Annotated in this window: 21 protein-coding genes and 3 pseudogenes; 3 read left to right on the top strand and 21 right to left on the bottom strand. The window is 41.3% G+C overall.

Features of this window, described 5'->3' with window-relative positions:
* Window positions 1-64: 64 nt before the first annotated feature.
* The 8 genes and pseudogenes from aspS to ROSEINA2194_RS09510 all read right to left on the bottom strand — a co-directional run bounded on the left by aspS (window position 65) and on the right by ROSEINA2194_RS09510 (window position 6,626).
* The gene (aspS, locus tag ROSEINA2194_RS09545; protein WP_044927564.1) at window positions 65-1,828 is read right to left on the bottom strand and encodes an aspartate--tRNA ligase; all 1,764 of its coding nucleotides are present in this window, start codon (window positions 1,826-1,828) and stop codon (window positions 65-67) included.
* A 228-nt stretch (window positions 1,829-2,056) separates the two neighbouring features.
* Window positions 2,057-3,315, bottom strand: a pseudogene (gene hisS, locus ROSEINA2194_RS09540) (histidine--tRNA ligase).
* Window positions 3,316-3,500: 185 nt separating this feature from the next.
* The gene (locus ROSEINA2194_RS09535; protein WP_044927563.1) at window positions 3,501-3,890 is read right to left on the bottom strand and encodes a hypothetical protein; all 390 of its coding nucleotides are present in this window, start codon (window positions 3,888-3,890) and stop codon (window positions 3,501-3,503) included.
* A gap of 450 nt (window positions 3,891-4,340) precedes the next feature.
* A pseudogene (locus tag ROSEINA2194_RS09530) lies at window positions 4,341-4,634 on the bottom strand (desulfoferrodoxin family protein); the annotation flags it as partial.
* 39 nt (window positions 4,635-4,673) lie between these two features.
* Window positions 4,674-5,081: a Fur family transcriptional regulator gene (locus ROSEINA2194_RS09525; RefSeq protein ID WP_007886148.1), complete on the bottom strand. Its 408-nt coding sequence runs from the start codon at window positions 5,079-5,081 to the stop codon at window positions 4,674-4,676.
* Between the two features lie 127 nt (window positions 5,082-5,208).
* Window positions 5,209-5,958 (bottom strand): peroxide stress protein YaaA, encoded by a 750-nt coding sequence (gene yaaA / locus ROSEINA2194_RS09520; protein ID WP_007886145.1) that lies wholly within the window; start codon window positions 5,956-5,958, stop codon window positions 5,209-5,211.
* Window positions 5,958-6,413, bottom strand: coding sequence for a thioredoxin-dependent thiol peroxidase (bcp, locus tag ROSEINA2194_RS09515; protein WP_007886140.1), 456 nt, complete (start codon window positions 6,411-6,413; stop codon window positions 5,958-5,960). The genes yaaA and bcp overlap by 1 nt, the downstream gene beginning before the upstream one ends.
* Before the next feature lie 3 nt (window positions 6,414-6,416).
* Window positions 6,417-6,626, bottom strand: coding sequence for a DUF6219 family protein (locus ROSEINA2194_RS09510; protein WP_007886125.1), 210 nt, complete (start codon window positions 6,624-6,626; stop codon window positions 6,417-6,419).
* An 87-nt stretch (window positions 6,627-6,713) separates the two neighbouring features.
* On the opposite strand from ROSEINA2194_RS09510, the pseudogene ROSEINA2194_RS23545 reads away from it, so the two are divergent.
* Window positions 6,714-6,830 (top strand): annotated as a pseudogene (locus ROSEINA2194_RS23545) (Crp/Fnr family transcriptional regulator); the annotation flags it as partial.
* 17 nt (window positions 6,831-6,847) lie between these two features.
* Here the strand turns inward: ROSEINA2194_RS23545 and ROSEINA2194_RS09505 are convergent.
* The 9 genes from ROSEINA2194_RS09505 to ROSEINA2194_RS09470 form a co-directional block, all read right to left on the bottom strand.
* Window positions 6,848-8,074, bottom strand: coding sequence for an HD-GYP domain-containing protein (locus tag ROSEINA2194_RS09505; protein WP_007886123.1), 1,227 nt, complete (start codon window positions 8,072-8,074; stop codon window positions 6,848-6,850).
* Window positions 8,075-8,454: 380 nt separating this feature from the next.
* The gene (locus tag ROSEINA2194_RS09500; RefSeq protein WP_227970415.1) at window positions 8,455-9,219 is read right to left on the bottom strand and encodes an endo alpha-1,4 polygalactosaminidase; all 765 of its coding nucleotides are present in this window, start codon (window positions 9,217-9,219) and stop codon (window positions 8,455-8,457) included.
* A 388-nt stretch (window positions 9,220-9,607) separates the two neighbouring features.
* Window positions 9,608-11,077 carry a coproporphyrinogen dehydrogenase HemZ gene (gene hemZ / locus ROSEINA2194_RS09495; protein WP_007886121.1) on the bottom strand — a complete coding sequence of 490 codons (1,470 nt, stop codon included), beginning with the start codon at window positions 11,075-11,077 and terminating at the stop codon, window positions 9,608-9,610.
* A 9-nt stretch (window positions 11,078-11,086) separates the two neighbouring features.
* On the bottom strand, window positions 11,087-11,716 hold the full coding sequence (locus tag ROSEINA2194_RS09490) for an MBL fold metallo-hydrolase (protein WP_044927562.1): 630 nt from the start codon (window positions 11,714-11,716) through the stop codon (window positions 11,087-11,089).
* A 46-nt stretch (window positions 11,717-11,762) separates the two neighbouring features.
* Window positions 11,763-14,069, bottom strand: a complete 2,307-nt coding sequence (locus ROSEINA2194_RS09485; RefSeq protein WP_007886119.1) for a RelA/SpoT family protein — start codon at window positions 14,067-14,069, stop codon at window positions 11,763-11,765.
* 98 nt (window positions 14,070-14,167) lie between these two features.
* Window positions 14,168-14,638 (bottom strand): GNAT family N-acetyltransferase, encoded by a 471-nt coding sequence (locus tag ROSEINA2194_RS09480; protein ID WP_172727083.1) that lies wholly within the window; start codon window positions 14,636-14,638, stop codon window positions 14,168-14,170.
* 49 nt (window positions 14,639-14,687) lie between these two features.
* A complete protein-coding gene (locus ROSEINA2194_RS19740) occupies window positions 14,688-15,023 on the bottom strand; it encodes a hypothetical protein (protein ID WP_007886117.1) in 336 nt (111 codons plus the stop codon).
* Between the two features lie 80 nt (window positions 15,024-15,103).
* Window positions 15,104-17,749 carry a GH25 family lysozyme gene (locus ROSEINA2194_RS19735; protein ID WP_007886116.1) on the bottom strand — a complete coding sequence of 882 codons (2,646 nt, stop codon included), beginning with the start codon at window positions 17,747-17,749 and terminating at the stop codon, window positions 15,104-15,106.
* Window positions 17,750-17,966: 217 nt separating this feature from the next.
* Window positions 17,967-18,860, bottom strand: a complete 894-nt coding sequence (locus tag ROSEINA2194_RS09470; protein ID WP_007886114.1) for a radical SAM protein — start codon at window positions 18,858-18,860, stop codon at window positions 17,967-17,969.
* 151 nt (window positions 18,861-19,011) lie between these two features.
* Between ROSEINA2194_RS09470 and ROSEINA2194_RS09465 the strand changes: the two genes are divergently transcribed.
* Window positions 19,012-20,253 (top strand): 6-phosphofructokinase, encoded by a 1,242-nt coding sequence (locus ROSEINA2194_RS09465; protein WP_007886112.1) that lies wholly within the window; start codon window positions 19,012-19,014, stop codon window positions 20,251-20,253.
* Here the strand turns inward: ROSEINA2194_RS09465 and ROSEINA2194_RS09460 are convergent.
* Genes ROSEINA2194_RS09460 through ROSEINA2194_RS09450 form a run of 3 tightly spaced genes read right to left on the bottom strand, consistent with a single transcriptional unit; the run spans window position 20,228 to window position 23,279 of the window.
* Window positions 20,228-21,184, bottom strand: coding sequence for an alpha/beta hydrolase (locus tag ROSEINA2194_RS09460; RefSeq protein ID WP_007886104.1), 957 nt, complete (start codon window positions 21,182-21,184; stop codon window positions 20,228-20,230). The genes ROSEINA2194_RS09465 and ROSEINA2194_RS09460 overlap by 26 nt on opposite strands.
* A gap of 31 nt (window positions 21,185-21,215) precedes the next feature.
* Entirely contained in the window at window positions 21,216-21,881 is a 666-nt protein-coding gene (locus tag ROSEINA2194_RS09455) for a DUF6320 domain-containing protein (protein ID WP_007886100.1), read from the bottom strand.
* A 45-nt stretch (window positions 21,882-21,926) separates the two neighbouring features.
* Window positions 21,927-23,279 carry a hypothetical protein gene (locus tag ROSEINA2194_RS09450; protein WP_007886099.1) on the bottom strand — a complete coding sequence of 451 codons (1,353 nt, stop codon included), beginning with the start codon at window positions 23,277-23,279 and terminating at the stop codon, window positions 21,927-21,929.
* 316 nt (window positions 23,280-23,595) lie between these two features.
* Between ROSEINA2194_RS09450 and ROSEINA2194_RS09445 the strand changes: the two genes are divergently transcribed.
* A complete protein-coding gene (locus ROSEINA2194_RS09445; RefSeq protein ID WP_007886098.1) occupies window positions 23,596-24,306 on the top strand; it encodes a FadR/GntR family transcriptional regulator in 711 nt (236 codons plus the stop codon).
* 25 nt (window positions 24,307-24,331) lie between these two features.
* Here the strand turns inward: ROSEINA2194_RS09445 and ROSEINA2194_RS09440 are convergent, their stop codons facing one another.
* The gene (locus tag ROSEINA2194_RS09440) at window positions 24,332-26,101 is read right to left on the bottom strand and encodes an ABC transporter ATP-binding protein (protein ID WP_007886097.1); all 1,770 of its coding nucleotides are present in this window, start codon (window positions 26,099-26,101) and stop codon (window positions 24,332-24,334) included.
* Window positions 26,102-26,124: the final 23 nt, after the last annotated feature.

Here is a 26,124-nt window from a genome sequence, read left to right as displayed (position 1 = left end):
ACAACATAACCTTAGGAAATCCGTGCCACCACCTACAGGCGGCAGTTCATAAGTTAAACTCCGGTTAATCCTCTTTAGGCATTTTGATCGCAATATGCACATCATCCAACTGTTTCTGTTCAACAGTTGCAGGTGCGCCCATCATGATATCCATTGCATTTTTGTTCATCGGGAATGGAATAATCTCACGGATACTTTCCTCTCCACAGATGAGCATGATCATACGGTCTACACCCGGAGCGATACCGGCATGTGGTGGTGCTCCATAACAGAATGCATTGTACATGGCAGGGAATTTTGCTTTCACATCATCCTCGCCGAGTCCGACTAACTCAAAAGCTTTGATCATGATCTCAGGATCATGGTTACGTACTGCACCGGAGGACAGCTCAACACCGTTACATACAAGGTCATACTGGTATGCCAGGATATCTAATGGATCCTGATTGTTTAATGCGTCCATTCCGCCCTGTGGCATAGAGAATGGATTATGACAGAACTCTAATTCCCCGGATTCCTCACCGATCTCATACATTGGGAAATCAACGATCCAGCAGAACTCGTAGCAGTCTTTCTTCATATGCTTATCGCTTGCTGCACCGAGAAGTTTACGGAGAACACCTGCTGTTTTCTGTGCGGCTAATTTTTTGCCTGCTGTCAGACCAACAAAATCACCCGGTTTTAATCCAAGGGCTGCGATCACAGCTTCTTTTCTATCCTGTAAGAACTTAGAAATTCCTCCGACAAGTTCTCCATTTTCATCTAATTTGAACCAGAATGCTTTGTTTGCAGTCTGAACTTCTACTTCTGCGCAGATTCCATCGATCACTTTTCTGGTCGCAGTAAATCCGTCAACTACGATTGCTTTTACAGTCTGTCCCTCAAATGGTCCGAATCCGCAGTCTGCCATAACTTCTGTTGCATCCTGTAATACAAGGTCAATACGAAGATCCGGCTTATCACTTCCATACTTATCCATAGACTCCAGATATGGAATACGGACAAATGGTGCTTTGGAAGCTGTCTTGTATACACCATATTTTTCAAATACAGGTGGCAATACTTCTTCTACAACTGAGAATACGTCCTCCTGGGAAGCAAATGCCATCTCCATATCCAGCTGATAAAACTCTCCCGGAGAACGGTCTGCTCTTGCATCCTCATCACGGAAGCATGGTGCGATCTGGAAATAACGGTCAAACCCGGATGCCATTAAAATCTGTTTGAACTGCTGTGGTGCCTGTGGCAGTGCATAGAATTTTCCCGGATGATTTCTTGCAGGAACAAGGTAATCTCTTGCTCCTTCCGGGGAAGAACAGGTAAGGATCGGTGTTGTGATCTCCATGAAGTTTAAGGAGTTCATCTTCTGACGAAGTTCGGCAACGATCTTACTTCTCAATACAATGTTTCCTTTGACAGCAGGGTTACGAAGATCAAGATAACGGTATTTTAATCTTGTGTTCTCATCTGCATCTTTGGACTGGTTGATTTCAAATGGAAGTGCATTGTAAATACATTTTCCCAAAATTTCGATCTTCTCCGGAACAACTTCGATCTCACCAGTCGCAAGGTCTTTGTTCTTGCTGGAACGCTCTCTTACCACACCTGTCACAGAGATCGTAGACTCCTTATTCACACTGTCGATCACCTGCATCATCTCTTCGGTCTCGATCACAACCTGAGTTGTACCATAGAAATCACGAAGAATCAGGAATCCAAGATTTTTACTTACTTTACGGATGTTCTCATACCATCCAACGATTGTTACGTTTTTACCTGCATCGGAAAGACGTAACTCGTTACAATTATGAGTTCTTGACTGAATCATTTTCTTAACTCCTTGTTTTTTATTCCTTACAGCAATCGGGACGTTAAATAGCCTTTGTATCATTCAGGCTGTCCAGACTGCCTGTCTTTATAGGTTTTATCATTGCAGCAGATCCTGCTTTGACACTTTTTTAATCTTACACCATGAAGTGCTATTTTTCAACGTTTTTTCTCGCAATAGAAAGAAAAACGCCATAGTTTTTGCTATAGCGTTTCCATTCTGAATTATCTAGTTATTAAAAAATTCCACAATATCCTTATAGCCTTCCGCTGCAAGTTTTTCCTTCTGGAACTTCTTGTTCTTGTTCATGCGGACAACTAATACCTGTTTGCCAGCCTGACGCTCCTCCTGCGCTTTTGCGATCACATCGACGAGCTTGTCTGCCGGATAGCCTTTCTCGATGAGATATGCAACTTTCGGACGCTGCATCGGAACTGTAAATCCGCTCTCCATCAATAAGAGTACAATGCGTTCAAAACCGATGGAAAATCCACAGGCCGGTACATCCTGTCCTGTGAACTTGCCAACCATCTTATCGTAACGTCCACCGCCGCCGCAGGCTGCGCCAAGCTCCGGCATCGCGATCTCAAAAATCGTTCCGGTATAGTAGCTCATGCCGCGAACAAGAGTCGGATCAAATACCAGTTTGAAATCTGCCTGTTTTGCAGCGTTGACACTGTTAATGATCTCTAATAAGTTTTTCTCAACGTCTTCCTCTAAAAAGCCTTCCAGAGTCTTTGCGATATAACAGATTCCATCGATTCCGTTTCCTGCTTCCTCCACACCTTTGAAAAGTCCGAGGTATTTGTCGATGGATTCTTTTGCATAACCTTCTTTTGCAAGTTCTTCTGCGACACCATCAAGACCGATCTTGTCCATTTTATCAAGGATAATGAATACGGTATCGTAATCTTCCTCTGCAAAACCACTGTAGGCTGCCATTGCTTTCAAAATACGTCTCTCATTGATACGGATCTCAAAATTTTTAAATCCTAATTTTCCGATCGTTGTAGTTGTTGCAAGAATCAGTTCTATCTCTGCGAGATTACTCGGTTCTCCGATAATATCAATGTCACACTGCATAAACTGACGGTAACGTCCGCGCTGCGGTCTGTCTGCACGCCACACATTTCCCATCTGTAACGCCTTAAATGGAGATGGGAGATCATTGGCATTGTTCGAATAATAACGAACCAATGGAACCGTCAGATCATAACGCATTCCAAAATCCACTAAATCTGTTTCATCCTTTGCCTCTGCGATCTTTAGCTTCTCGCCACGCTTCATTACTTTAAAATTAACTTCTCGTTCTCACCACCCTGCTTGCTGCTTAAATTTGCAATGTTTTCCATGCAAGGGGTCTCAATCTGTGTAAAACCGAAATTCCGGTATGTCTCTTTGATCACCTGCTGCACATAATCACGAATCTGCATTTCCTCTGGTAAAATATCTTTCATGCCGTTTACCGGCTTCTTGCTTAATGCCATTGGTTTTCCTCCGTTTTCATCTATCTCAGACAGCCAGACCTGTGCCTGGCGTTGCTTATCCTTGTCTATTATACGGTTTGATATAACTCATGTCAAAGTATTTTGTATAAATCGGTACGTTTCCGAAAAAAAAGAGCGGTACGCTGTGGTATCGCTCTTTCATCATTCTTTTCGGTTTTATAAGCTTACTGCTTTTCAACAGAAATAACAGTTCCATTAAATGGATCAACCTCTGAGATTTCACCTGTATATGTAACCTTTACAGTATCTCCACCAGCTACATTTTCCAGTCCTTCCGGTGCTGTCTCAAAGCTGAATTCATATGCTGCGCCAGACTCATCTGTGATAATAAACATGAAATCTTTGATTTCATCAATTGTTCCTGTGATTGTCTTTTCCTCTCCCTGATCTGCTGTGTTCTGTACATCTGCTGTCTGCTCCGTACTCTCTGCTGCCTGTGATTCAGAAACCGCCGGTGCAGAAGTCTCTCCTGCATTGTCAGTCTTAGCGCCACATCCTGCTGCAAGTGATAATGTTAATAAACCTGTCAATAATAACGCATATCTTTTTTTCATAATAATCGATATCTCCTTTTCATCTCTGCTGGCTTTTCTTTTGTTGTCTGCCAGATTTTTCTTTTTAACAGGTATCACTATAACACATAATTTTAAAGCATTCTTTAAGATTTATGGAAGAATGTCTTTTTCATTTTTTAATTTATCATAAATGTTTTTCTGATCTCAGCTTTTGCAGGCATTTCAATCCTTTCATCTGTCTCCAAGATATCAGGTATACGATTCTACCGTCCACATAAACTCTCTTGGTGACATTTCCGGCTCCGCACGTCACGTCCTGTATGCATTTGTATATTCAGTTATCAAGGAATGTAGTATTCTCCTCTCTACTGTTTCTCCGCTTCCCATTCTAAAAAAGGAACCGGAAATATCCTTGTAAATATATTAATACACAGCCTATATTACTGTTATATTTGTGTTGTTCTTTAATCTTAATATGTATAAATGCTTTTAGCATTTCCATAATCCATGCAGGTTACAATATGCATATACTTCTTCTACCTGTTCACCATCGCAAAGACAAAAATCTGCTACCGGCTCCTGCCCTGGATTTAACTGTTTTCTGTATATTCCCTGATTGGTATTTAATGTAATCCACTCAATGAAATGTTCTTCAAGCATTGGATGTTTTGTCTCTCCGACCACGACATGAACATGACTGCCTTCCACTGTATATACAGGTGCGTGCTTCTCAACAGCAGCATCTGTCACTCCGGCTTTTAATTCCTGCATAGGTTCTCCGCAGTTACGGCATTCCCATACCTTAACTTATACATTGCTTTCCTATCCATTTTTTTCTTTCTTTACCTTCTCCCTGCATTTCGGGCAAATGCCTTTAAATGAAATATCATAATCCAAAAACTCAATTCCATGAGTGTTATGAATTCTTTCCAGCAAATCCGGTATTTGATCCATATCCACATCAAAAATTTCACCGCACTTTATACATCTTACATGGTAATGATTTTTCAATGTAAAATCAAATCGGTTCGGTCCATCCGGAACTTCAACCTTTCTTAATGCACCTTCCTCTACCAATATATCAAGATTTCTATATACAGTTCCTTTTCCGATTGTAGGATATGCTTCTTTTACAAATTCATACACTTCATTTGCCGTAACGTGTCTTCTCATTTCGTATACGGCATTTCTTACAAGATCTTTTTGAATGGTATTTCTCCTACTTATCATTCGTTCTCCTTATTAGGATTGTTTCTAAATTAAAATTGTTTACCTCTATTATCCTATTATCAACGAAAATAGTAATAATTCTCATTATTATAAAAGATGCCAAACCAAGCATCTTTTATCTGAATCACTATTTTATTTTGCGTTCAAATACATATTCTGAATCTGAAGATAAATCAGACCTAAACGAATATCCGAGTCTGTCAAATTTCTGAATCTCCACCGGATTTTCAATATTATTTTCTGCTATGAATCTGACCATTTCACCACGAGCCATCTTGGCATAGGTACCTTTTGTTACCAATTTATCTCCGGATAACTCACAAAATACAATCGTAATATATCTGTCCTGTGGTGTCAGATACTTTTCTATACATTTTGAGTATTCTTTTGATGCAAGATTAATGATAATCCTACTGTCATCGATTACTGAGCGGTATAACAATTCTCCCCAGTACTCATACAGATTTTTTGCATCTCCAATTCCAACCTTTGCCTGCATTTCAAGACGATAAGGAGTCACACCATCCATTGGTTTTAAAATGCCATAAAACGCAGACAAGATTCTTAAATGATTTTGCAAATACTCAAACTGCTGGATTTCAAACACAGATGGTGCCATATATTGAAATGCAATCCCTTCATATGCTAAAACAGCCGGAGTAAGCCTGTTATAAAGATCCATATTTTCCAATCTGTTAAAGTTCTGCTCTGCAATCTTGTCATTACATTTCCAGATAGCTTTCAGTTCTTCTTTTGAATTGCTTTTCATCCAGTTTAATACTTCTGCTGTCTTATCAATATAGACAGGCAGTTCAACCGGTGCTAAGTTATCGGTATCTGCAATCATCTTTTTTGCAGGTGATAAAATAATCTTCATTATGCCAATTCCTTAAGCATATTTTCAGGATCATCTGCCGCCTTGACTTTATCATTTGCCTTTATAATGATTCCCTGCTCATCAATAAGATATGTAGTTCTTACTACACCCATAGATACTTTTCCATAGCTTTTCTTTTCTTTCCAGACATCATATGCTTCAATAACTTTACGCTCCGGATCTGCTAATAGCGTAAATGCCAGTCCATATTTTTCTTCAAATCTCTTGTGAGAGGCTACAGAATCCTTACTGACTCCAAGGATCACTGCACCTTTCTCGGTAAATTGAGGATAACGCTCTGAAAAACCACATGCCTGTTTTGTACAGCCTGCCGTGTTATCCTTTGGATAAAAATATAAAATTACTTTTTTACCTAAATAATCACTTAATTTATGCACTTCTCCGTTCTGATCCGGCAATTCAAAGTCCGGTGCTTTTTTTCCTACTTCTAACATATTTTATTCCTCTGCTTCTGTATTTTCTACTTGTTTTCTTGTTCTCTTATTACCTGAAATCATTTTATGTCCCGTATACATGGACATGATCATACATATAAGAGTGCTGCATGCAAAATACTTATGACCTGATTTAGAGCCTTTATATCCAGTATAAAAAGTTCCAATCATAGTAATTAACGCTCCGATTGACCAATACTTATGTGCTTTCATTTTATACCTCCAAATTGATTAAACTTTTTCCAAAATAAATATCTCTGAATCATTAACAATATTATACATTCCATCCATCACTTTCGACAAGCAGAGAAAGATACTGATCTTTGGACCATCCCTGCTGAAATCTATAAGGGCATCATGAATGAATTTGCTCCCGTCGCAAACTATACCAATGAGTTAATGGCTACCCGTTTTTCTGTAACATTCATACTATGCTAATGAAAACAATCTCTCATTTTACGTGAAATATCTGCATCCACAAAACCTTTTTCTGCCATTTCATCAAGTATATCACATGTTTTTTCATGCGACATTCCTTTCTTATATGGACGTTCTTCCGTAAGCGCCTGATAAATATCAACACATGCCATAATTCGTTCTTGTTCATTTAATTCATCTGCAGTTTTTCCAAATGGATACCCTTTCCCATTTAGTTTTTCATGATGTAGTGCAGCCCAATCTCGTATATCTTCAAAACCATCTACTTGTGACAATATAAGATATGTGTAGCCCGCATGGTTTTTCATTTTATCAAATTCTTCATCCGTAAGTTTATCCGGTTTTTCTAATATTTCATTACCGACCGCCATTTTTCCGATATCATGCAATGCTCCCGCCAGATACATTTTTTCGATATCTAAAACATCATATCCAATATACTTTGCAAACTGCGCAGCCTTTTCTGCAACACCAATAGAGTGTCTGCTTGTAAAGGGAGATTTATAATCAACAATATTCGCAAAGAAATCTGCAATATTTTTACAAGTATTCCAATCAAACATCTGTTTTTTTCTTGGAACGATCTCCCATAACTTTGACTCAAAAGATCCATCCTCTAACGAAACAAATGTTTCTTTTGATATCATTTCAAAAAAGGCTTCTACACACTCATCATCAAATAATAATCCTTTTTGTTTTACAAGAAATTCACAACATTTATCCCATTTTTCCTGTCTACATTTTATGTTGTTAGCAATCGCATCTATTACATCCGCAAGATGAATAATCCTTGCAAATAAAGGAACCTCCTGCCAAGCCTTTTTAAATGGTCCTTTTCCATCAGCATGTTCATGATGATATAAAATTACATTTGATACATTTGTCTTAAATGGAATTTTAGCAATATTGTTTTCGCCATAAATACAGTGAAGATTTGCTTTTTCATTCAAAAAACCTTCCCCTATGTCTATACCAGGATTCTTTTTTACTTCTTCGGTAATATATTGTGTCAGGGCATTATCGTGTAGTAATGCACAAATTGCTAAATCTTGCAATGCATCGTTTTCGACATTCCAATATTTTGCCATGCATACACTTATGTATGCAACTCTTTTTCCATGCTTATTTGTAATATTAACCAGTTCGGCTTCTATACAATCTAATGCATAAGAATATGCTCCTGCCAAACCAACGATATCTATGCTTAACTGTTTTTCATCCATAAATCTCTTTCATAAACTCCTATATATGACATCATTCCTGTGGAATCTGTCCATCAACATACAAAATATGATTTACTAACCATTCCGTAAGGTATGTCAAAATCTTCATAATCTGCTATATGCTTCATCCGCATATTTAAACAACTGTTTATGTTGTTCATCAATCATTTTTATTCCAATGTAATACTCTGGTTTCATCTCAAACATAATCTTACCCCCTTTTCTTCTATTTTTTAGTTGTTTCTATCCAACTCGTTATTAGGAACAATTCTTAATATCAATTATAAAACCTATCTAATTTTTGTCAATCAAATAATAGTAGTAACATTATCCTGTTCCAGAAAAAGCAACCGCATACTTTTCGTATTTCTCAACACTCATTATCTAAGTTCAAGGGAACTGGAAATATAAAAATGGAAGTCTTGCTCCTTGCAGTATTCTTTTATTTTTCGGATTAGTTTTGGGTTCGTTGTATATTCCAACAGATATACTTCCATTCCATCTGCTTTGCACGCTTCCAAATATTTGCAGAAATAATCCCTCGTCTCGCTCATTTGCTCATGAAATGTTCCTTTATCAAAATCGATGCTGCTCCATACGGATTCCTGATTTACGCCTGTCATAATAGGAGTAATATCACCATAGCGTTCTCTATATTCTGCCACGTAAGTATCTCCGCCATTGATGATGACCGCTTTCTCAAACATCATAATATTTTGCAGAATAGCTGTAAGACCTTCAAAAATACTCTCGCGTGGAGCGTAATAATATACATCACAATTATCTATAAAGAACCCATCAACACCTTTTTCATATAGTTCCTGAGAAAGCTGTCCTATAAACTTCTGCCAGTCTGGTTTTGCTACATCCACCCATTGTTCTTCCTCCCAATGCTCATACTCACCGATTGCCAGTTCCGCATAGGTTGTATAGTACTCCCTGAAGTTTTCAATCGACCCAATATTTAGATATGTATATACGACTGTTCCATTTTGATGGAGCAATTCAATATCCCTTTTTGTAAAATACTGTGCATCAATTACAATCGTTTCATACATTTTAAATCGTTCCAAAGATGAGGCGTCCGCATTTAAAAACACCCCATAATCGTTTTTCTCAAATTCCTTTGCCTGATTGGCTTTCACAAAAAAACATCCACCAATAAACATTAGAACAAATAATACAGCCAAGGCTGCTGGTTGTTTGATCCTCGTCCCGCACAATGCCTCCCACATCCTTTCGGTGATTCTCGTTTTTTCCTCATGACTATCACATTTTACACATTGATGATTATGTTTTCCCAGATTTGTTGCTCAATTTGTATTCAAATTTTACCATAAAACTTGTGAACAGTCCTACCGTCATTTTGGAATATATGAGAAAAGGACGAACTCATCTTCTAAAATGAATTCGTCCTTTAAGGCACAGTTATTAGGTTGTTTCAATACATCTCATAGGTTATTCAGTATTATTGGGTAATTTTTTGATGTACTAACCCTCATTTGATGTACTATTTCAGGAAAAAAAAACCTTTTATTCTTCTGCAAAAAGTTTCTGCTTCCGCTCAATCATCTCATCAATTCTCTCGATGTACTGCGCTACATCCTTGACATTCTCGCATCTTTCGATCCGATGAGTGCCGTCCGGATTTGGCTCATTCCAGACACGTTTTGTCGAAGCTCCCGCTCCGCACGCCACGATGGTCTGTTTCTCCTCCATGATCAGAATGTTATAAATTCCTGCTTTCCCCGGACTTGCGTAACCGACATTTTCCAGATTGCCAGCCATGCTCTTCTGCCGATACAGATAATATGGTTCTAATCCCATCTCTTTTGCATATTCTGCGGTGAGGTTCATATGCTCTGTGGTGTTGACCATCTTGTAATCTTTATAATCTTCCTTAAACATGTTAAGCCGTGCCGCCCTCTTTAATGCAAGTGAATGCACGGTAAGATTATCCGGTTTTAACGCTTTTACCTGCTCTAAGGTATCCCTGACATCCTCAAGGCTTTCCTCCGGCAGTCCCATGATAAGATCCATGTTAATATCATCGAATCCAAGCTCTCTCGCAAGCTGAAAACTCTCCACGGTCTGTGCCACGGTATGCCTGCGCCCGATGATTTTTAATGTCTCATCTTTCATCGTCTGCGGATTGATGGAAATTCTTGTGATGTCCCATTTTTTCAACGTTTCTAATTTTTCTCTTGTGATGCTGTCCGGACGTCCGGCTTCCACTGTAAACTCCAGACAGTGTGACAGATCAAAGCTGCATCGGATTTTACGGATCAGCCGGTCAAGCTGATATGGCTCCAGTGTTGTCGGTGTGCCCCCTCCAATGTAAATGGAATTCAGATGTTTTTTTCCAAATTTTACTGCTACATAATCCAGTTCTTTTTCCAAGGCATCCAGATAGCTGTCCACTTTCTGTCTCCAGCTCACTAATGGGTAGGATGTAAACGAACAATACAGGCAGGTTGTCGGACAGAATGGGATTCCGATATAAAGACTGTAGCCGTTCTCGTAATCGATCTTTTTTAAGATTTCAAGCTCACGCTCTGCGATATCAATGGAAAGATCGATTTTCTCATCGGATGCAAAGTACGTTTTTTGCATGTAGGCTCTGATCTCTGCCTCCGTTTTTCCTTCCTCTAAAAATTTCATCGGGATTTTCGTTGGCCGGATTCCTGTCAGAGTCCCCCACGGAAGCTTTTTGCCCGTGATCTCTGATAATATCTGATAAAAATTCTGTTTCAATTCGTTTTTCGTTTCCGTGCGGTCTAAAAAATCTACCGGAAAACTTCGGTCATGACTCTCCTGATTTTTTTCCTTCCACTCAATTTTTATCTGCTGTGGCTCATACTCCACCTGAAACTGTAAGGTGATCTCTTCCTCATATTTTTTATCTTCTGCCGTTGCACTCACATTTTCCTCCGGGAAAAATGCTTTGATGAGCGAATGTATGTCATACTCAAATTCCGGCTGGTTTAATTTTGCTAATATCATGCTTTCCTCCTACAAATATGGATTGTACATCCGCTCTGTTCCAATCGTTGTCATATCTCCATGCCCTGTATACACGGCGGTCTCATCAGGAAGCGGCATGAGTTTTTCCCGGATCGCATGGATCAGCTGGGAAGCACTTCCCTTCGGGAAATCAGTCCTTCCAATAGAAGTCTGAAAGAGGCTGTCTCCGCTGAATAACGTGTTCTGATAAGGAAAATAATAGCAGCAGCCTCCCACCGTATGTCCCGGTGTTAAAAATACCCGTATATGAAATCCTGCAAGATCTATTTCCTGCTCATCTTTTAAATATTCATCGGCATAGAACACAAGCTCGCTTCCCTGCCATCCGCTCAGATTCAACTGCGGATTTTCCAGTGTCTCTTTTTCTTTTTCCTGCGCGTATATTTTTATATGCAAAAGCTGCGCCAGCTCCCCTGCCCCTGTCGCATGGTCAAAATGTCCATGTGTCAGAAGAATTGCCACAGGTTTCAATCCCTGCTCTTTCACTTTCTCTGCAAGTTGTTTTGCACTTGCACCCGGATCAATGATCAGTACTTCTTTTGTGTCATCATTGATCGCAAAATAGCAATTGGTCTGTACCGGACCTACTACATATATCTGTATACTTAATGGTGCCATCTTTTTCTTCCTCCATAAAAAGATGAAAGAAACCACCTGAGCCAGATCAGCCGGTGGTTCTCTCAATATCAATAATACTGTCTATCTGACGAAGCTTGTCGATCACGCTCGTCAACTCTGCTTTTCCTTTTGTGTTAAATGAAATATCAATGGTTGCGATTCCCTGCTTACTCGTCTTGGAATGGATCGCATTGATATCAATCGCACGCTCTGTAAAGGCTCTTGTGATATCCACGAGAAGCCCGGTACGGTTATTGCAGAATACTTTGATCTCTGCCAGATAAAGACCGGAATTGCCGGATTCTTCATCATGCTGCCACTCTGCATCGATGAGACGTTCTCTCTCCATATCTGAAAGATTGATGATGTTGATGCAATCTGTCCGGTGAATGGAAACACCGCGTCCTCTTGTCACAAATCCTACGATCTCGTCCCCCGGAACCGGACTGCAGCATTTTGAAAAATGGACTGCCACGTCATAAAGTCCCTTTACAATGATACCGCTCTTTGATTTTTTCTCCGGGACTTTTTCTTTATTTTCGGAGATTGTCTCAAGAACTTCCTCGTCTGTAATACGTGCAAGGTGGTCTTTCTTATATTCCTCGTACATGCGGTTCACGATCTGACCTTCTTTTAAACCGCCATGACCAACAGTTGCAAGGCAGGAATTCCAGTCGTGAAAACCATACTTTCGCATGATTTTATCCTGATACTCTGGTCTGTTGATATCGGAAAGGTTGATCCCCTTTGATTTACAACAGGATGCAAGCAGTTCTTTTCCTCTTACGATATTTTCTTCCTTCAACTCACTTCGGAACCACTGATTGATCTTATTCTTTGCCTGCGTGCTCTTTACAATATTCAGCCAGTCGCGGCTTGGTCCCTTGGAATTCTGAGAAGTCAACACCTCAATCCGGTCACCATTCTGGATCACATAATCAATCGGAACAAGCTTTCCGTTGACTTTGGCTCCGATCATTTTGTTTCCGACCGCCGAATGGATGCTGTACGCAAAATCAATTGGCGTAGAACCGTTTGGCAGGTTTTTTACATCTCCTGTCGGTGTGAAGCAGAAAACCGTATCCGAAAACAGGTCGAGATCACTTTTTAACAGACTCATAAACTCCTTGTTATCGGACATATCCCTCTGCCACTCTAAAATCTGTCTCAGCCAGCTTAACTTCTCTTCCTCGGTAACGGTCATTGGTGCTGCAGCACCGCCATTATTGCTTGCCTCTTTGTATTTCCAGTGAGCGGCGATACCGTACTCAGCAGTGCGGTGCATCTCATAGGTACGGATCTGGATCTCGAACGGCTGTCCTGTCGGTCCGATCAATGTCGTGTGAAGTGACTGATACATGTTCGGTTTTGGCATGGCAATGTAATCTTTGAACCGGCCAGGGATCGGTTTATACATCTCATGGATGACACCAAGTGCCGCATAACAGTCTTTTACGGAATCCACGATAATACGGATTGCAAACAGATCATAAATCTGATCCAGCGTTTTATCCTGATTCTTCATTTTCTTATAAATACTGAAAAAGTGCTTTGCCCGCCCATCAATCTGCGCCGGAATTCCGGCTTCGTGAATATGTTTTTTTACCTCTTCCACAAGGCTCTGGACATAATCATCCCTGACACTTTTTCTCTGGGCGATCTGATGAACCAGATCATAGTATGCTTCCGGCTCTAAATATTTTAAAGACAGATCGTCTAATTCGATCTTAATTTTGGAAATACCAAGACGCTGGGCGATCGGCGCATAGATATCCATTGTCTCGCGCGCTTTTTCCTTCTGTTTCTCCGGCGTCATGTATTTCAGTGTCCGCATATTATGCAGGCGGTCTGCCAGTTTGATCAGGATCACACGGATATCCTTTGCCATGGCAAGGAACATTTTTCTTAAATTCTCTGCCTGAACTTCCACCTTATCCGCATCGTAGGACAACTGCCCTAATTTTGTGACACCATCTACCAGCAGTGCAACCTCTGCACCAAACTCCTGTTTGATCTCCTCGTCGGTCATAACGGTATCTTCCACCACATCATGCAAAAGTCCCGCTACGATCGTCTCCTTATCAAGCTCTAACTCTGCTAAAATAATCGCAACGCACAATGGATGGATGATATACGGTTCTCCCGATTTTCTTACCTGCCCCTTATGTGCCTCGTATGCAATGTTGTATGCCTTCTCTATCAGACTGATATCCGTAGATGGATGATACTTACGGACACTGGCGATCAATTCCTGATATAATTTTTCGGGACTCTCAAACTCCTTCATTGGTTTGATACTATTGTCCTCTTCTTTTACGATTTTCTCTAATTCTTCTGACGAAAGTTCTGCCATGTAGATCACCCACTTTTATCTATGCTTTTGTGTATAATATATGATTATATTTTATTTTCTATCAAAAATCAACGCTTAAACTTTGCATCCGGCTTCCATCACCATTCTATCTGATAATCTGACATCAGGATGCCGTCTATTTCCCGGTCACCGCAATATGAAAAACCTAATTTTATGGCAAGTTTTTCAGAAAGAGTATTTTCTTTTTGAATCAGGCAGTGCAAGAGATGTACCTGCAGCTCCTCTCCTGCATATTGCATGATCGCCTGACAGACTTCATAGGCATAACCCTGATGTTGAAAGGATGTCCGGATCGCATAACCCAATTCCATATCTCCATTTAACTCTTCCCGATGTTCCACACCAGCCCTGCCGATCAGCGTACCCGTTTTTTTCTCAAAAACAAGCCACATTCCATATCCATAAAAACGATACATATTTTCGATATAGGCTTTCTGATATTCCAGCTCTTCCTCATATTCATATAACCCCTCCATATAATCGGTCATTCCGGGTTCTGCATACATGGAAAAAAGGTCATCCATATCAGAAAGCTCCAATTCTCTCACAATACAGCGTTTCGTCTCCAGAATCGTCCACGGGATATTGAAATGTCTCTCATACACGCGCTGTAAAAAAAATCATATCGACTTCCTCGAACCCCTCAACGACCATATCAGCATGAAGAAATGTATCCATTTCCGGCTTCTGATAGGCAATCGCCGGGACGTCCACATCTCTGGCAAGATCTAAAAGGAACTGATCCGAAGATAGAAAAATGATATCTCTGCTCCGCTTCTCTGACAGCTGATGAAAGACTTTCTCTTTTTTCATTAATACAAATGTAGTTTGTTTTATTCCTGTAAGATTTTCTCTTAACAAAGAAACTTCACGCTCCGGTATCTGCGACACCCATATCTGTTTTGGATACTCTTTCTTATTATAATATGGCAAACCTGTTCTCCTTATTGATTGTTATGCGCAAAACAACCGGTATCTGAACAGATACCGGTCATCCCTTTAAAACCCATAAATTAATATGCAATATTTACATCGACATTTCCCTTGATTCCAGGAACACTTCCCTTGGAAGAGTACTGCCACATGTTATATTTTCCTTTGTAATTGCAGGTTGTGTTGTACTGTGCAACCCAGATAAAGTAGTTACTGAATGCGGATGCATCAATTTTATTGTTGTACCAGCTCTTGCTTGCGTAAACACCTGCTTTTCTTCCACCATTTGCAATGGTCTTACAGAACGCAGCCACACATGCTGTTCTGGTGCCTTTATCTAATCCGTTGGCACGGGCTGCTCCGCTTCCGTTCTCTGTATCAACAAAAATCGGGTAAGAAAGATTGTATCCGGAGCATAAGGTCAATGCCATACTTGCCTCCTCAACAGCCTCTGCCTCAGTTGTAGCCTGTGTGAAGAAGTAAACACCAACGTTAATGCCGTTTGCAGTTGCACCCTGAATATTTTTCTTGAAGCAGGAATCCTCTACCAATGCTCCTGTCTGTGATCCGCGGTAACCGACACGGATAATTGCAAAATTGATACCTGCTGCCTTTACAGATGCCCAGTCGATATTTCCCTGATGGCTGGATACATCAATACCGTTCTTTCCGGAACCCTGCTGTAATGCTCCATCACTTCCGAAGTTGTAAGAGATACCGCTGATCACCTGACTTCCTGTTACACGCTGATGGTTGCTGGTATAGTAATATACTTTTCCATCAATGGTCTGCCATCCGGTGTAAACCGGCTCGGTGTAGTAAGTTCCGTTTGCATTGTAATCTGCCACGGTTGCTGGTTTTTTACACTCGGAATCTTTGTAAAGTAATCTACCGGATTTATCTTTTAACTGGGTTGTTGTATTTCCAGTAAAATCATTGACTGTAACTGTACATGTGATTTTCTTGTCACTTGCGGTTGTCTTGGTATCGCCCGGTTTGGATAAGTATGTGATCGTACCTGTTACAGTTGCACTTCCTTTTCCAACTGCTGTCAGTGTACATCCTGTTTTCGCTCCATTGGATACCTTTACAACTTTTTCGTTGCTGCTAGCCCATGTAATATTTGTGATAATATTGCCTGCGTCTGTCAATGTTGCTGTAAGACCAATTGCATTTGCATTATTAATAGTGCTGTTATATAAAGCTGCCGTCTGTGGTACTGTGACGGATGCACTAGCTGCGGTTGCAGCTTTTACCCAGTTTAATGTGTATGCTGTTGTGCCTGCTGCCACTTTGATCTTCGTGGAACCTTCTACCAGTTTATATCCCTGTGCTTCATAAGAAGATGCCTGTATCTCAGTAACAGTAGCATCTACTGTGATATCTTCACTTTTGGATTCTTCTGCTTTGGTCTTTCCATCAGCCTGAAAGAAATTATGTGTTACCTTATAAGTAACTTTATCTGCTGCTGTTGCAACCCATTTGATGGTATACTCTTTCGCGCCATCCTGAATCGTAAAGGTTGTACCATTGGAAGCTTTATATCCGTCATATGTTTTTGCAGATGACACCGTTTTCGCATCCTTTGCAACCGTTACTGTCTCTTTTTCATCTGCTTTGTCTGCTTTTGTTTTTCCATCGTTTTTATAAAACATATGGACAATGGTAATTTCATATTTATCTGGTTTCGTATCATCCGGCTTTGTCTCTGTACCATCTGTTTTGTCTCCAGGTGTTCCATTCTGATCACCGCCAGTTCCCTGACCGCCTTCACCCGGTGTTGTCGTTTCCGATGGTGTTGTTGTTTCTGATGATTTTGGTGCTGTTGTTTCTGATGATTTTGGTGTTGCTGTTTCCGATGATGTCTCGGATGATGTAGTCACACCAGATGATTCCGTTCCTGTAGCATGGTATCCCACACGTTTTGCGGAAGCCGTCACTGCTGCCTGTGCAATGTCCACTTTTGTAGATCCACCAACAGAAGCTTTCGGGAAATTGGAAGTATCCACATCTCCTGCCCCAACTTTGGATGGTGTGCAGGTGCTGTCAACCGTTTCCACTGTATCCTGAATAACAGCCTCCACCTCAACATTGTCTACCTCTGCATCCTCTGCCGGTGCTACTTCTGCTGCGGATTTGATCTCGTCTTTGACATCTACCTTGGTGTATTCAATCTTATCCTTAACCGTTAATTTGTAAGAATTTTCTTTTGAGATATATCCGTCAATCTCATTCAAAGAGACATCATATTTTCCGGCATCAATACTTTTAATGTAAATAATACCATCTTTATCATCATCTGAATATGTAGTTGATTTTGCCTTCTTCTTGTCTGCCTTGATCGTGATTTCAAAAGGCTGTCCCTTTACATTTTTCGAGGACTCGTCCTGTATCTTGATCTTCAGATCCTTCTCAATAGAACTTCCGACCAATGTAACGGTTTCCGGTTCTGCCGCCTCTGTCTCTTCCGTGACAACCTCTTCAACTGCCACAACTTCTTCCGTCGGTTCTTCTGCCACCTCTGTACTTATCACAACATCCGCCACAATTGGTTCCGGCTGATGAAAATGGTCATATAAGAAATATCCTCCTGTTCCGACACCGCCAACTGCTGTCACAGTGGCTACACCTGCTATGATTGCCTGTGTCTTTGTCAGCCCGCTAAGCAAAGTCGCAACCCCTTTTACCTTTCCGGCTGCGCCCTGAACTAAATTTAGAAAATTCATTCTCGTCTCCTCCTCGTCTGCATTTCCAATTACTTATAGTAAATTTTCGTAGTTCACTCTATTATGATAAAGAATCTGTCTGCAGTAATTTCGCTGCTATTCCTTCTTTGTAATCATACGAAGCTAATTATAGCATTTTCCCATATTATGTAAATATAATTTTCCTTATTTTTTTGGAAATTTTTTCCACCGGAAAATATTGTTCTCATTTTCAAGGTTACACGCCCTCACAGTCAAATGCCGGGATAAAACTCTCTTCCGCTGTGTCCCCCTCCTGGATAAAACCATTTTCTATCCCGATATCGATCGCATAATCCACCAGTGTCTCATATTCCTCATCGGTAATCCTGCGATTCAATTCCGGATACTTTTCCAGATTAGAAAGTGGGGTAAACTGGTTCATGATACTGATATAAATCTTATCTCCGTAAGTATCATGCAGATATTTTAAAATCTGCATGGAATCCGCCATACAACCGGGCAGTGTCAGATGTCTTACGATCGTTCCACTTAAAATAAGGTTATCTTCCTCTCCATTTACAAACACAGCCTTTCCTGTCTGCCGCACCATCTCTGCGATCGCTGCCTTTGCAACCTCTGCATAATCCGGAGCATGGGAATACTTTTTACTCAAAACCGGGCTCATATATTTAAAATCCGGCAAATAAATATCGACGTAACCCTCTAGCATTTTGATCGTGTCAACCGTCTCATAACTGCTTGTATTGTATACAACCGGAAGCGTAAGCCCTTCCTTTCGTGCCTGATCCAGAGCCTTCACGATCTGCGGCACAAAATGTCCCGGTGTCACAAGATTGATATTATTGGCTCTTTTTTCCTGCAATTCAAGAAAAATATCCACGAGCCGCTCCAGAGAGATTTCTTTTCCAACCGTTCCGTTTGCGATATTCTCATTCTGACAGAATACACAATGCAGCGGACACCCCGAAAAAAATACCGCTCCAGATCCCGCATCTCCCGAAATGCAAGGTTCCTCCCAGAAATGAAGTGCCGCCCTCGCTACTTTTAAATTTTCTGTCTGCCCACAGATTCCTTTTTCACCCTTTTTCCAGTCTACAAGGCATTTTCTTGGACATAAATCACATTTCACACCTGCTACCTCTTGCTAAACACGTTATTTTCCGCTATTATATAGCAGTCAAAAAGATTTTTTCAAAAAATCTATCTTTTTCATTATAACAAAAGAAAAAGAAATGGATACTATTTTTAACAAAAGTTAATGAATTATTAAGGAGTAAACTATGAGTTTAAAAAATGTAATGGTCGCACAGTCCGGTGGCCCGACAGTTGCAATTAACGCCAGCCTTGCAGGTGTGATCCGTGGAGTCATGGCATCTGATCAGTATGAGACTGTCTATGGATCTGTAAATGGAATCCTTGGCATCTTAAACAATCATTTATTAAATCTGACAGAAATTATGAATGAAAATCCGGCATATCTGGATCGTCTGGAAACAACACCGGCAATGTATTTAGGTTCCTGCCGTCATAAACTGCCGGATTATCTGGATGATGATTCCTCATATGTTTTTATCTTCAAACAGTTTGAATTATACAATGTCGGCGCCTTCTTCTACATTGGCGGAAACGACTCTATGGACACCGTTTTAAAATTATCCGAATACGGCAAAAAAATCGGCAGCGATGTCCGCATTATCGGCATTCCAAAAACGATCGACAACGATCTGTGTGAGACAGACCACACTCCTGGTTTTGGTTCCGCTGCAAAATACATTGCTTCCTCTGTTTTAGAGATTGCCCATGACACTTTTATTTACGCAGTCAAGAGTGTTACGATCATTGAGATCATGGGACGTGACGCAGGATGGCTGACCGCTGCCGCTGCTCTTGCAAGAAACGGATATAATTCCGCTCCACATTTGATTTATCTTCCGGAAGTTCCGTTTGATACGGACGACTTCCTGTTAGATGTAAAACGTATGCTGTTTGAACGCAATAACGTTATCATTGCCGTATCAGAGGGTATCCGAGATGCATCCGGCAATTACATCAGCGCTTCTGAGAAGTCAGTCGATACATTTGGCCACAGCCAGCTGAGCGGCGCCGGAAAAACATTGGAATTCCTTGTGAAAGAAAAATTAGGCGTAAAAGTCCGCTCCATCGAAGTGAATGTATTACAGCGGTGTGCAGCCCATTTAGCATCCAAAACAGACCTTATGGAATCTGTCGAATTAGGAAAAAAAGCCGTTGCGCTCTCCGAGGAAGGCGTAACAGCTTCTATGGTCACCATGAACCGTGTATCTGACGATCCATATACGATTGAATATGGATATGCCGAGATAAAAAATATTGCCAACGAAGCCAAATCCGTTCCTACTGAATGGATCAACGCCGCTGGCAATGATGTTACACAGGAATTAATTGATTACCTCACTCCATTGATTCAGGGGGAATCCAATGTCACCTATGAAAATGGTCTTCCTGTTTATATGGATGTCAGTCATTTGACAAAACATCAATAAATTTTCCAATCTCAGCCCACGCTTTTCTGGATTCTGGCAGCATTTTTGCTGCCATCTGGAAAATGTGGAACATTCCATCATAAATACTGAGTCTTACTTTCACACCCTGATGTCTCGCTTTCGAGGCAACGCTCACCGAATCACTTAACAGCATCTCATAAGAACCTACCTGAATGAGCATTGGCGGAAATCCTCTGAAATCCCCATACAAAGGTGAAATATAAGCATCCATCGGATCATGGTCACCCACATAGTCTTTGTTATAGATCAGGCTGTCCCTCGTATTTCCGAACAACGGATCCCTCTCATAATTGGTATCATACGATTCACCGCTTGCCATAAGATCCGTCCACGGAGACATTGCAACGATCCCACATGGAAGCTGCATTCCATGATCTTTCAGATAATGGCACAGTGCCATCGCAAGCCCTCCTCCTGCGGAATCTCCTGCCACAATGATATCCTCTGCAAACCAGCCCTGACCGAGCAGCCACTGATATGCGCTCACTGCATCTTCCAATGCCGCCGGATATGGATTTTCAGGTGCTACACGGTAATCAATGGTGAGTACACTCATCCCTTTGCTGACTTCATTGTAAAGTCCCGCAAACATGCGGTATGCATTCCGCATCGCTCCGATATACCCGCCGCCATGAAGCTGTAAGATTACCTTCTGCTCATTTGGATTTTCCTTTAATTCAAGCCACTCCATTGTGAAGTGCTCCATCTCGATAGTGGTCATGGTGAACATATCCGGGCATTTCCACGGCGGTTCGACCATTTTTTTCCGCAGTTCACCGCTTTTGATCTTCCTGCCGATCAGGTTATCGTTTGTCACATGCGCGATCAGGTCACGCATGACATTTCCTGCGATGCTCGCTTCGTTTGTCTCATGTTCTCTTTCTTTTTTCAAAGTCAATTTTCTGATCATAAACCCTCTTATTCAAACTTCTGTCGTTTCCTTATCTGATATGGAATCTTCTCTTCAGTTCCACCCTTGCCCTTCTGTCACCGATGATCAGCGTTCCAAGGAACAAAAATACAGACGTTCCGAGTGCCGCGAGCGCCAGATACGGCACATAAATAATTCCGGTCAGATACAGAATAATCGGAACAAAACTGCACAAAATCATAAAAATCTGCCACATAATATAACTCTGCCAGTTCCTCCGGTTCACACACATCAAGACCAAAATTCCTATATCGACTAAAATGATCGCCGCCGGGAACACATACCGTACCGACCATCCCCGGTAACCATTCACAAAATCGATTGCAATCAATATCAATATGGCAATTAAAGTCAAAACAATTGTTTTGGCAATATAGCCGGTTTTTCCAAGGATTGCAAACCGGACAACCAGATATCCGTAAAAAAAGATCAGACCGGTAACAAGGCTCCACGCCGTCTCAAAATCACCATAATGATTCACTGCAACTAAAACCGCCTCTGCCACGATCGCCACGAAAAGATAAATTCGCGACAAAAGCATCATCCGTCTTGTTTTGATCTTGACATCGGGATACATATTTTCCACCTCTATCGTAGGCTCTAATACGGAGTGACAGAGCGGGCAGCGCTCCGTCTCATCCAAAACTTCTATATTACATTGTTTACATCTGCTCATCTCACACCATTACTTTCCTGTTTTTTCTATCCTGATCCATTCTTCTTAATCGGCAGTTACACCATTTGTATCTAACTCGACCTCAATTCCGTCTGCTGCGATTTTGCGGAAAAATCCCCGCTGCACGGAAACATCTTTCAGATCAAAGCTGAATGAAAACACCAGCGTACTTCCATAAGAACAGATCGTTCCCTTCAAATGCTGTCCCTTCGACATTGCAAGAAATGCATGGAACATCTCCACATATTGGCGGTATTCCTCATCCACACCGATATTTCCGATATTTGTGATCGTCGTTGTATTGGCGAGTGCAGACTTTGTATACACAAGCTTCATCGCAATATTTTTTAAGAAAAGCGGTACTGCGCGCGCAGCAAGCAGTTTCTCATTGGATACATTATAGGAAAACAATTTCTCCAGATGCTCCCTGTTGATCTGGCTTCTCAGATTATCACGCACGATCTCCAGTACTTCCGCAAACGTGTAGACTTCCTTTGTCGGATGAAATTCTGCCGACACCATGACAAAGAAATTCTTTGTTGTGATCGAATTAAAATATGGGCGCAGATTTACCGGAACTGCCACGCGGATCGGACTCGCGGACGGCATTCCCTTCATACACTCCGTATACACACTCCAGATATAAACGGAAACCAAATATTCATTGATGCTGCAGCCGTATCTGTGACACACCTCTTTCAACTGCGGAATCTGCATATACCCATGCATAACGCCGAATTCTCCCGGTCCCAGATGCTCTCCCTTTAACAGATATGCCTTTTTTGTCTGATAGCCTTTTGCAGAACTCTTCTTATAATTTTTTAAGAAACTGTCCTCTCTGTTTAAAGATGTACCACTGTTTAAGGAATCCCCCACCTTCTCCTTCAGTTCCGGGTGCGCAAGACGCAGATACTGGTAAGTTAACTCTTTCAAAAAGTTAATGCCGCCCATTCCATCGGTCAGCACGTGGAACACTTCCAAATTAATTCTGTATTTATAATAAGTCACGCGGAACATATAACTGTGGTTTTGATTCTGCTGGATATAGCGGCACGGAAAATTGCTCTCCTCACGTACTTTCGGTGCAGGCTTTCCATTCTCCTCAAAATAATACCAGAATACCCCCATGCGAAGTCTTAAATTAAATCCATCCATCTTCGGAAGGACGATGTTTAACGCCTGCTGCAAAATATCAGGCTGTACAAGCTCCGTCAGTGTCACACTGATGCGGTAGACATTGCTCATATTCTCGCCTGCGATCACAGGGAAAAGATGTGCCGTGTTATCCAGCCTGTCCCACCGGATCTCCCGGTAGGCTTTCTTTTCTCTCTTTCTTTTCTGTTTTTTATTGTCTATTGTAATTTCTTCTGTCTCAGAAGTCACGGTCTTTTTCTTCATGATTCACTCCACTCTTTTCATGCTTCCTTTGATTATATCTGAATCTGTCTTAAAATACAAGTTTCCGGTTCTGTCTCTGCCAGATAATGAATCGTCAATTTCACAAAAATTTAATAAGTCGAATCATTGATTTTTACTTGTATCTTTTATAAAATAGTTTCGTGGTATCTGGTCTATCCAGAGACAAACTTAATATTTCAGATATCAAACTTCAATAATAATTGTGAAATTCCCTAAAACATAGAATACTTGACAAAAAATCAATATTACTAAGAGAGTTTCACAGACACTTATTCATGAAGGAACAGGAGATTTTATGGAATTTAAAAAACTGAATGCACCTTCCCTGAGGGAACTTTTTGTAAATGAACTGCAAAATATGATATTATCCGGCAAACTTGAGATTGGCTCCAAACTGCCACCTGAACGCGAACTGGCGGAATCCATGAAAGTGTCCCGTGCGGTCATCAACTCCGGTATCGCGGAACTGGAAAAGAAAGGTTTCCTCGTGGTTCGTCCAAGAATCGGAACCTTTGTAGCAGACTATCACAGAGACGGTTCTTTAGACACACTCGTTGCCATCATGAATTACAATGGCGGCGTTTTAAAAAACCGTGAAGTAAAATCCGTACTGGAAGCAAGAATCATGTTTATGGTGGAAGCCACCCGGTTTGCGATTGACCGTGCATCAGATGAAGAACTGTTAGGGCTTCAGGAATATGTCTACCAGATGAAAAACTGTACTGACCCGGAAAAGACTGCTTCTCTTATTTTTGAGTTCAGCCACGAGATTGCCTACATCAGCGGCAACACTCTGCTCCCTCTCTTTTTTATCTCGTTCCGCGATCTTGTATGTAGCCTCTGGGTTCGCTACGGACAAAAATACGGCACCAAAGAATTATACTACAGTGCAAAAAAAATCTTTGACTGCCTTCTCGCAAGAGATAAAGAAGCAGTCAAAGATTTTATCACAACCTCCACAATGGAGAGCATTGATGGCTCACGCACCATTTATTATGTGGATTAGTATAACTTTTGTTTTTCAAAAATTCTTATGCCTGTGAGGATGTATTTACAAACTGGCTCTCATAAAGATTTGCATAGAATCCCTTTTTAGCCAGCAGTTCTTCATGACGTCCCTGCTCAATAATATGTCCATCTTTCATAACCAGGATAATATCCGCTTCCTGAATGGTCGACAGACGATGAGCCACAATAAAACTGGTACGTCCTTTCATCATTTTTGCAAACGCTTCCTGAATCTTGATCTCGGTCCGCGTATCAATGGATGAAGTTGCCTCATCCAGGATCAGCATTGGCGGCAGGCAGAGCATGACGCGGGTAATGCATAACAGCTGTTTCTGTCCCTGGGAAAGATTACCGCCATCCTCTGCCATTACGGTGTCATAACCATGCGGCAGACGCTTGATGAAACTGTGTGCATGGGAAGCTTTTGCCGCTGCGATCACTTCCTCATCAGTTGCATCCGGTTTTCCCATCACGATATTATCACGGATTGTTCCACTGCGCAGCCATGTTTCCTGCAATACCATACCATAATTATTTCGAAGACTCTTTCTTGTCATATCATTGACTGGCACTCCGCTCACACGGATTGTTCCGCTGTTTGTATCATAAAAACGCATCAAAAGATTGATCAGTGTCGTTTTTCCGCATCCGGTCGGGCCGACGATTGCTACCCTCTGTCCCGGTTTTACAGAAAGATTAAAGTCCTCGATCAGTTTCTGTTCCGGCACATAAGAGAAAGATACATGCTCTAACGCCACATGACCGTCTGCCTCCTCCAAATTCACTGCATCCGGTGCATCCGGAACTTCTGAAGGCTCCTCCATCAATTCAAACACCCTCGCCGCACATGCCAGCGCATTCTGTAACTCTGTCACAACACCGGAAATCTCATTGAATGGTTTTGTATACTGATTCGCGTAACTGAGTAACGCGGAAAGCTGTCCGACCGAAATACCTCCTGCAATTGCAGTAAATGCACCTACCACGCCAACGACTGCATACACCAGACTGTTGACAAATCGGGTTGCTGGATTTGTGATACTGGAAAAGAAAATGGCTCTCAAAGAACATTTCTGTAATCTGCCGTTGATCTCATCAAACTTTTCCAAAGCCTCATCCTCATGGGAGAATGCCTGAACAACCTTCTGGTTGCCGATCATTTCCTCGATAAATGCGGTCTGTTCTCCCCTCGTCTCGGACTGTAATTTAAACATAGAGAATGTTTTCTTTGCGATAAAACTTGCCACAAGCAGCGAAACCGGTGTAATTACAACAACTGCCACCGTAATTTTCACACTGATTGTGAGCATGAAGATCAATGTACCTAAAATCGTTACAATACCGGTGAAAAACTGGGTAAATCCCATCAACAGACCATCCGCAAACTGATCCACATCCGCAATGACACGGCTGACGATCTCTCCGCAGGAATGTCCGTCAATATATTTTAATGGGAGTCTTTCAATTTTTTCGAATGCTTCCTTCCGGATATCCCGGATAATATTATAAGTGATCTTATTGTTGCATGCATTCATGATCCACTGTGCAGCTGCAGTCAGAAGGATAATGACTGCCATCTTTTTCAGGATTGCAAGGATCCCTGCAAAATCCACCACTCCTTTTTCAAGGATCAGATCGACTGCGCGTCCGGTCAATACCGGCAGATATAAAGTCAATGCAACTGTCACTGCCGCAAGGACAATGGACATTCCAAGATACCCCCAGTATCTTCTGATATAATTCATCACTTTTTTGATTGTTGATCTCTGATGGTTATTGATCCTCTTTTTCATTTATCTTCCCTCCTTCTCATCTT

The organism is Roseburia inulinivorans DSM 16841, from assembly GCF_000174195.1.
In the GTDB taxonomy this organism is placed as follows: domain Bacteria; phylum Bacillota; class Clostridia; order Lachnospirales; family Lachnospiraceae; genus Roseburia; species Roseburia inulinivorans.
The sequence above is the reverse complement of the archived record's forward strand: the minus strand, read 5'-3'. Positions and strand labels throughout refer to the sequence as shown.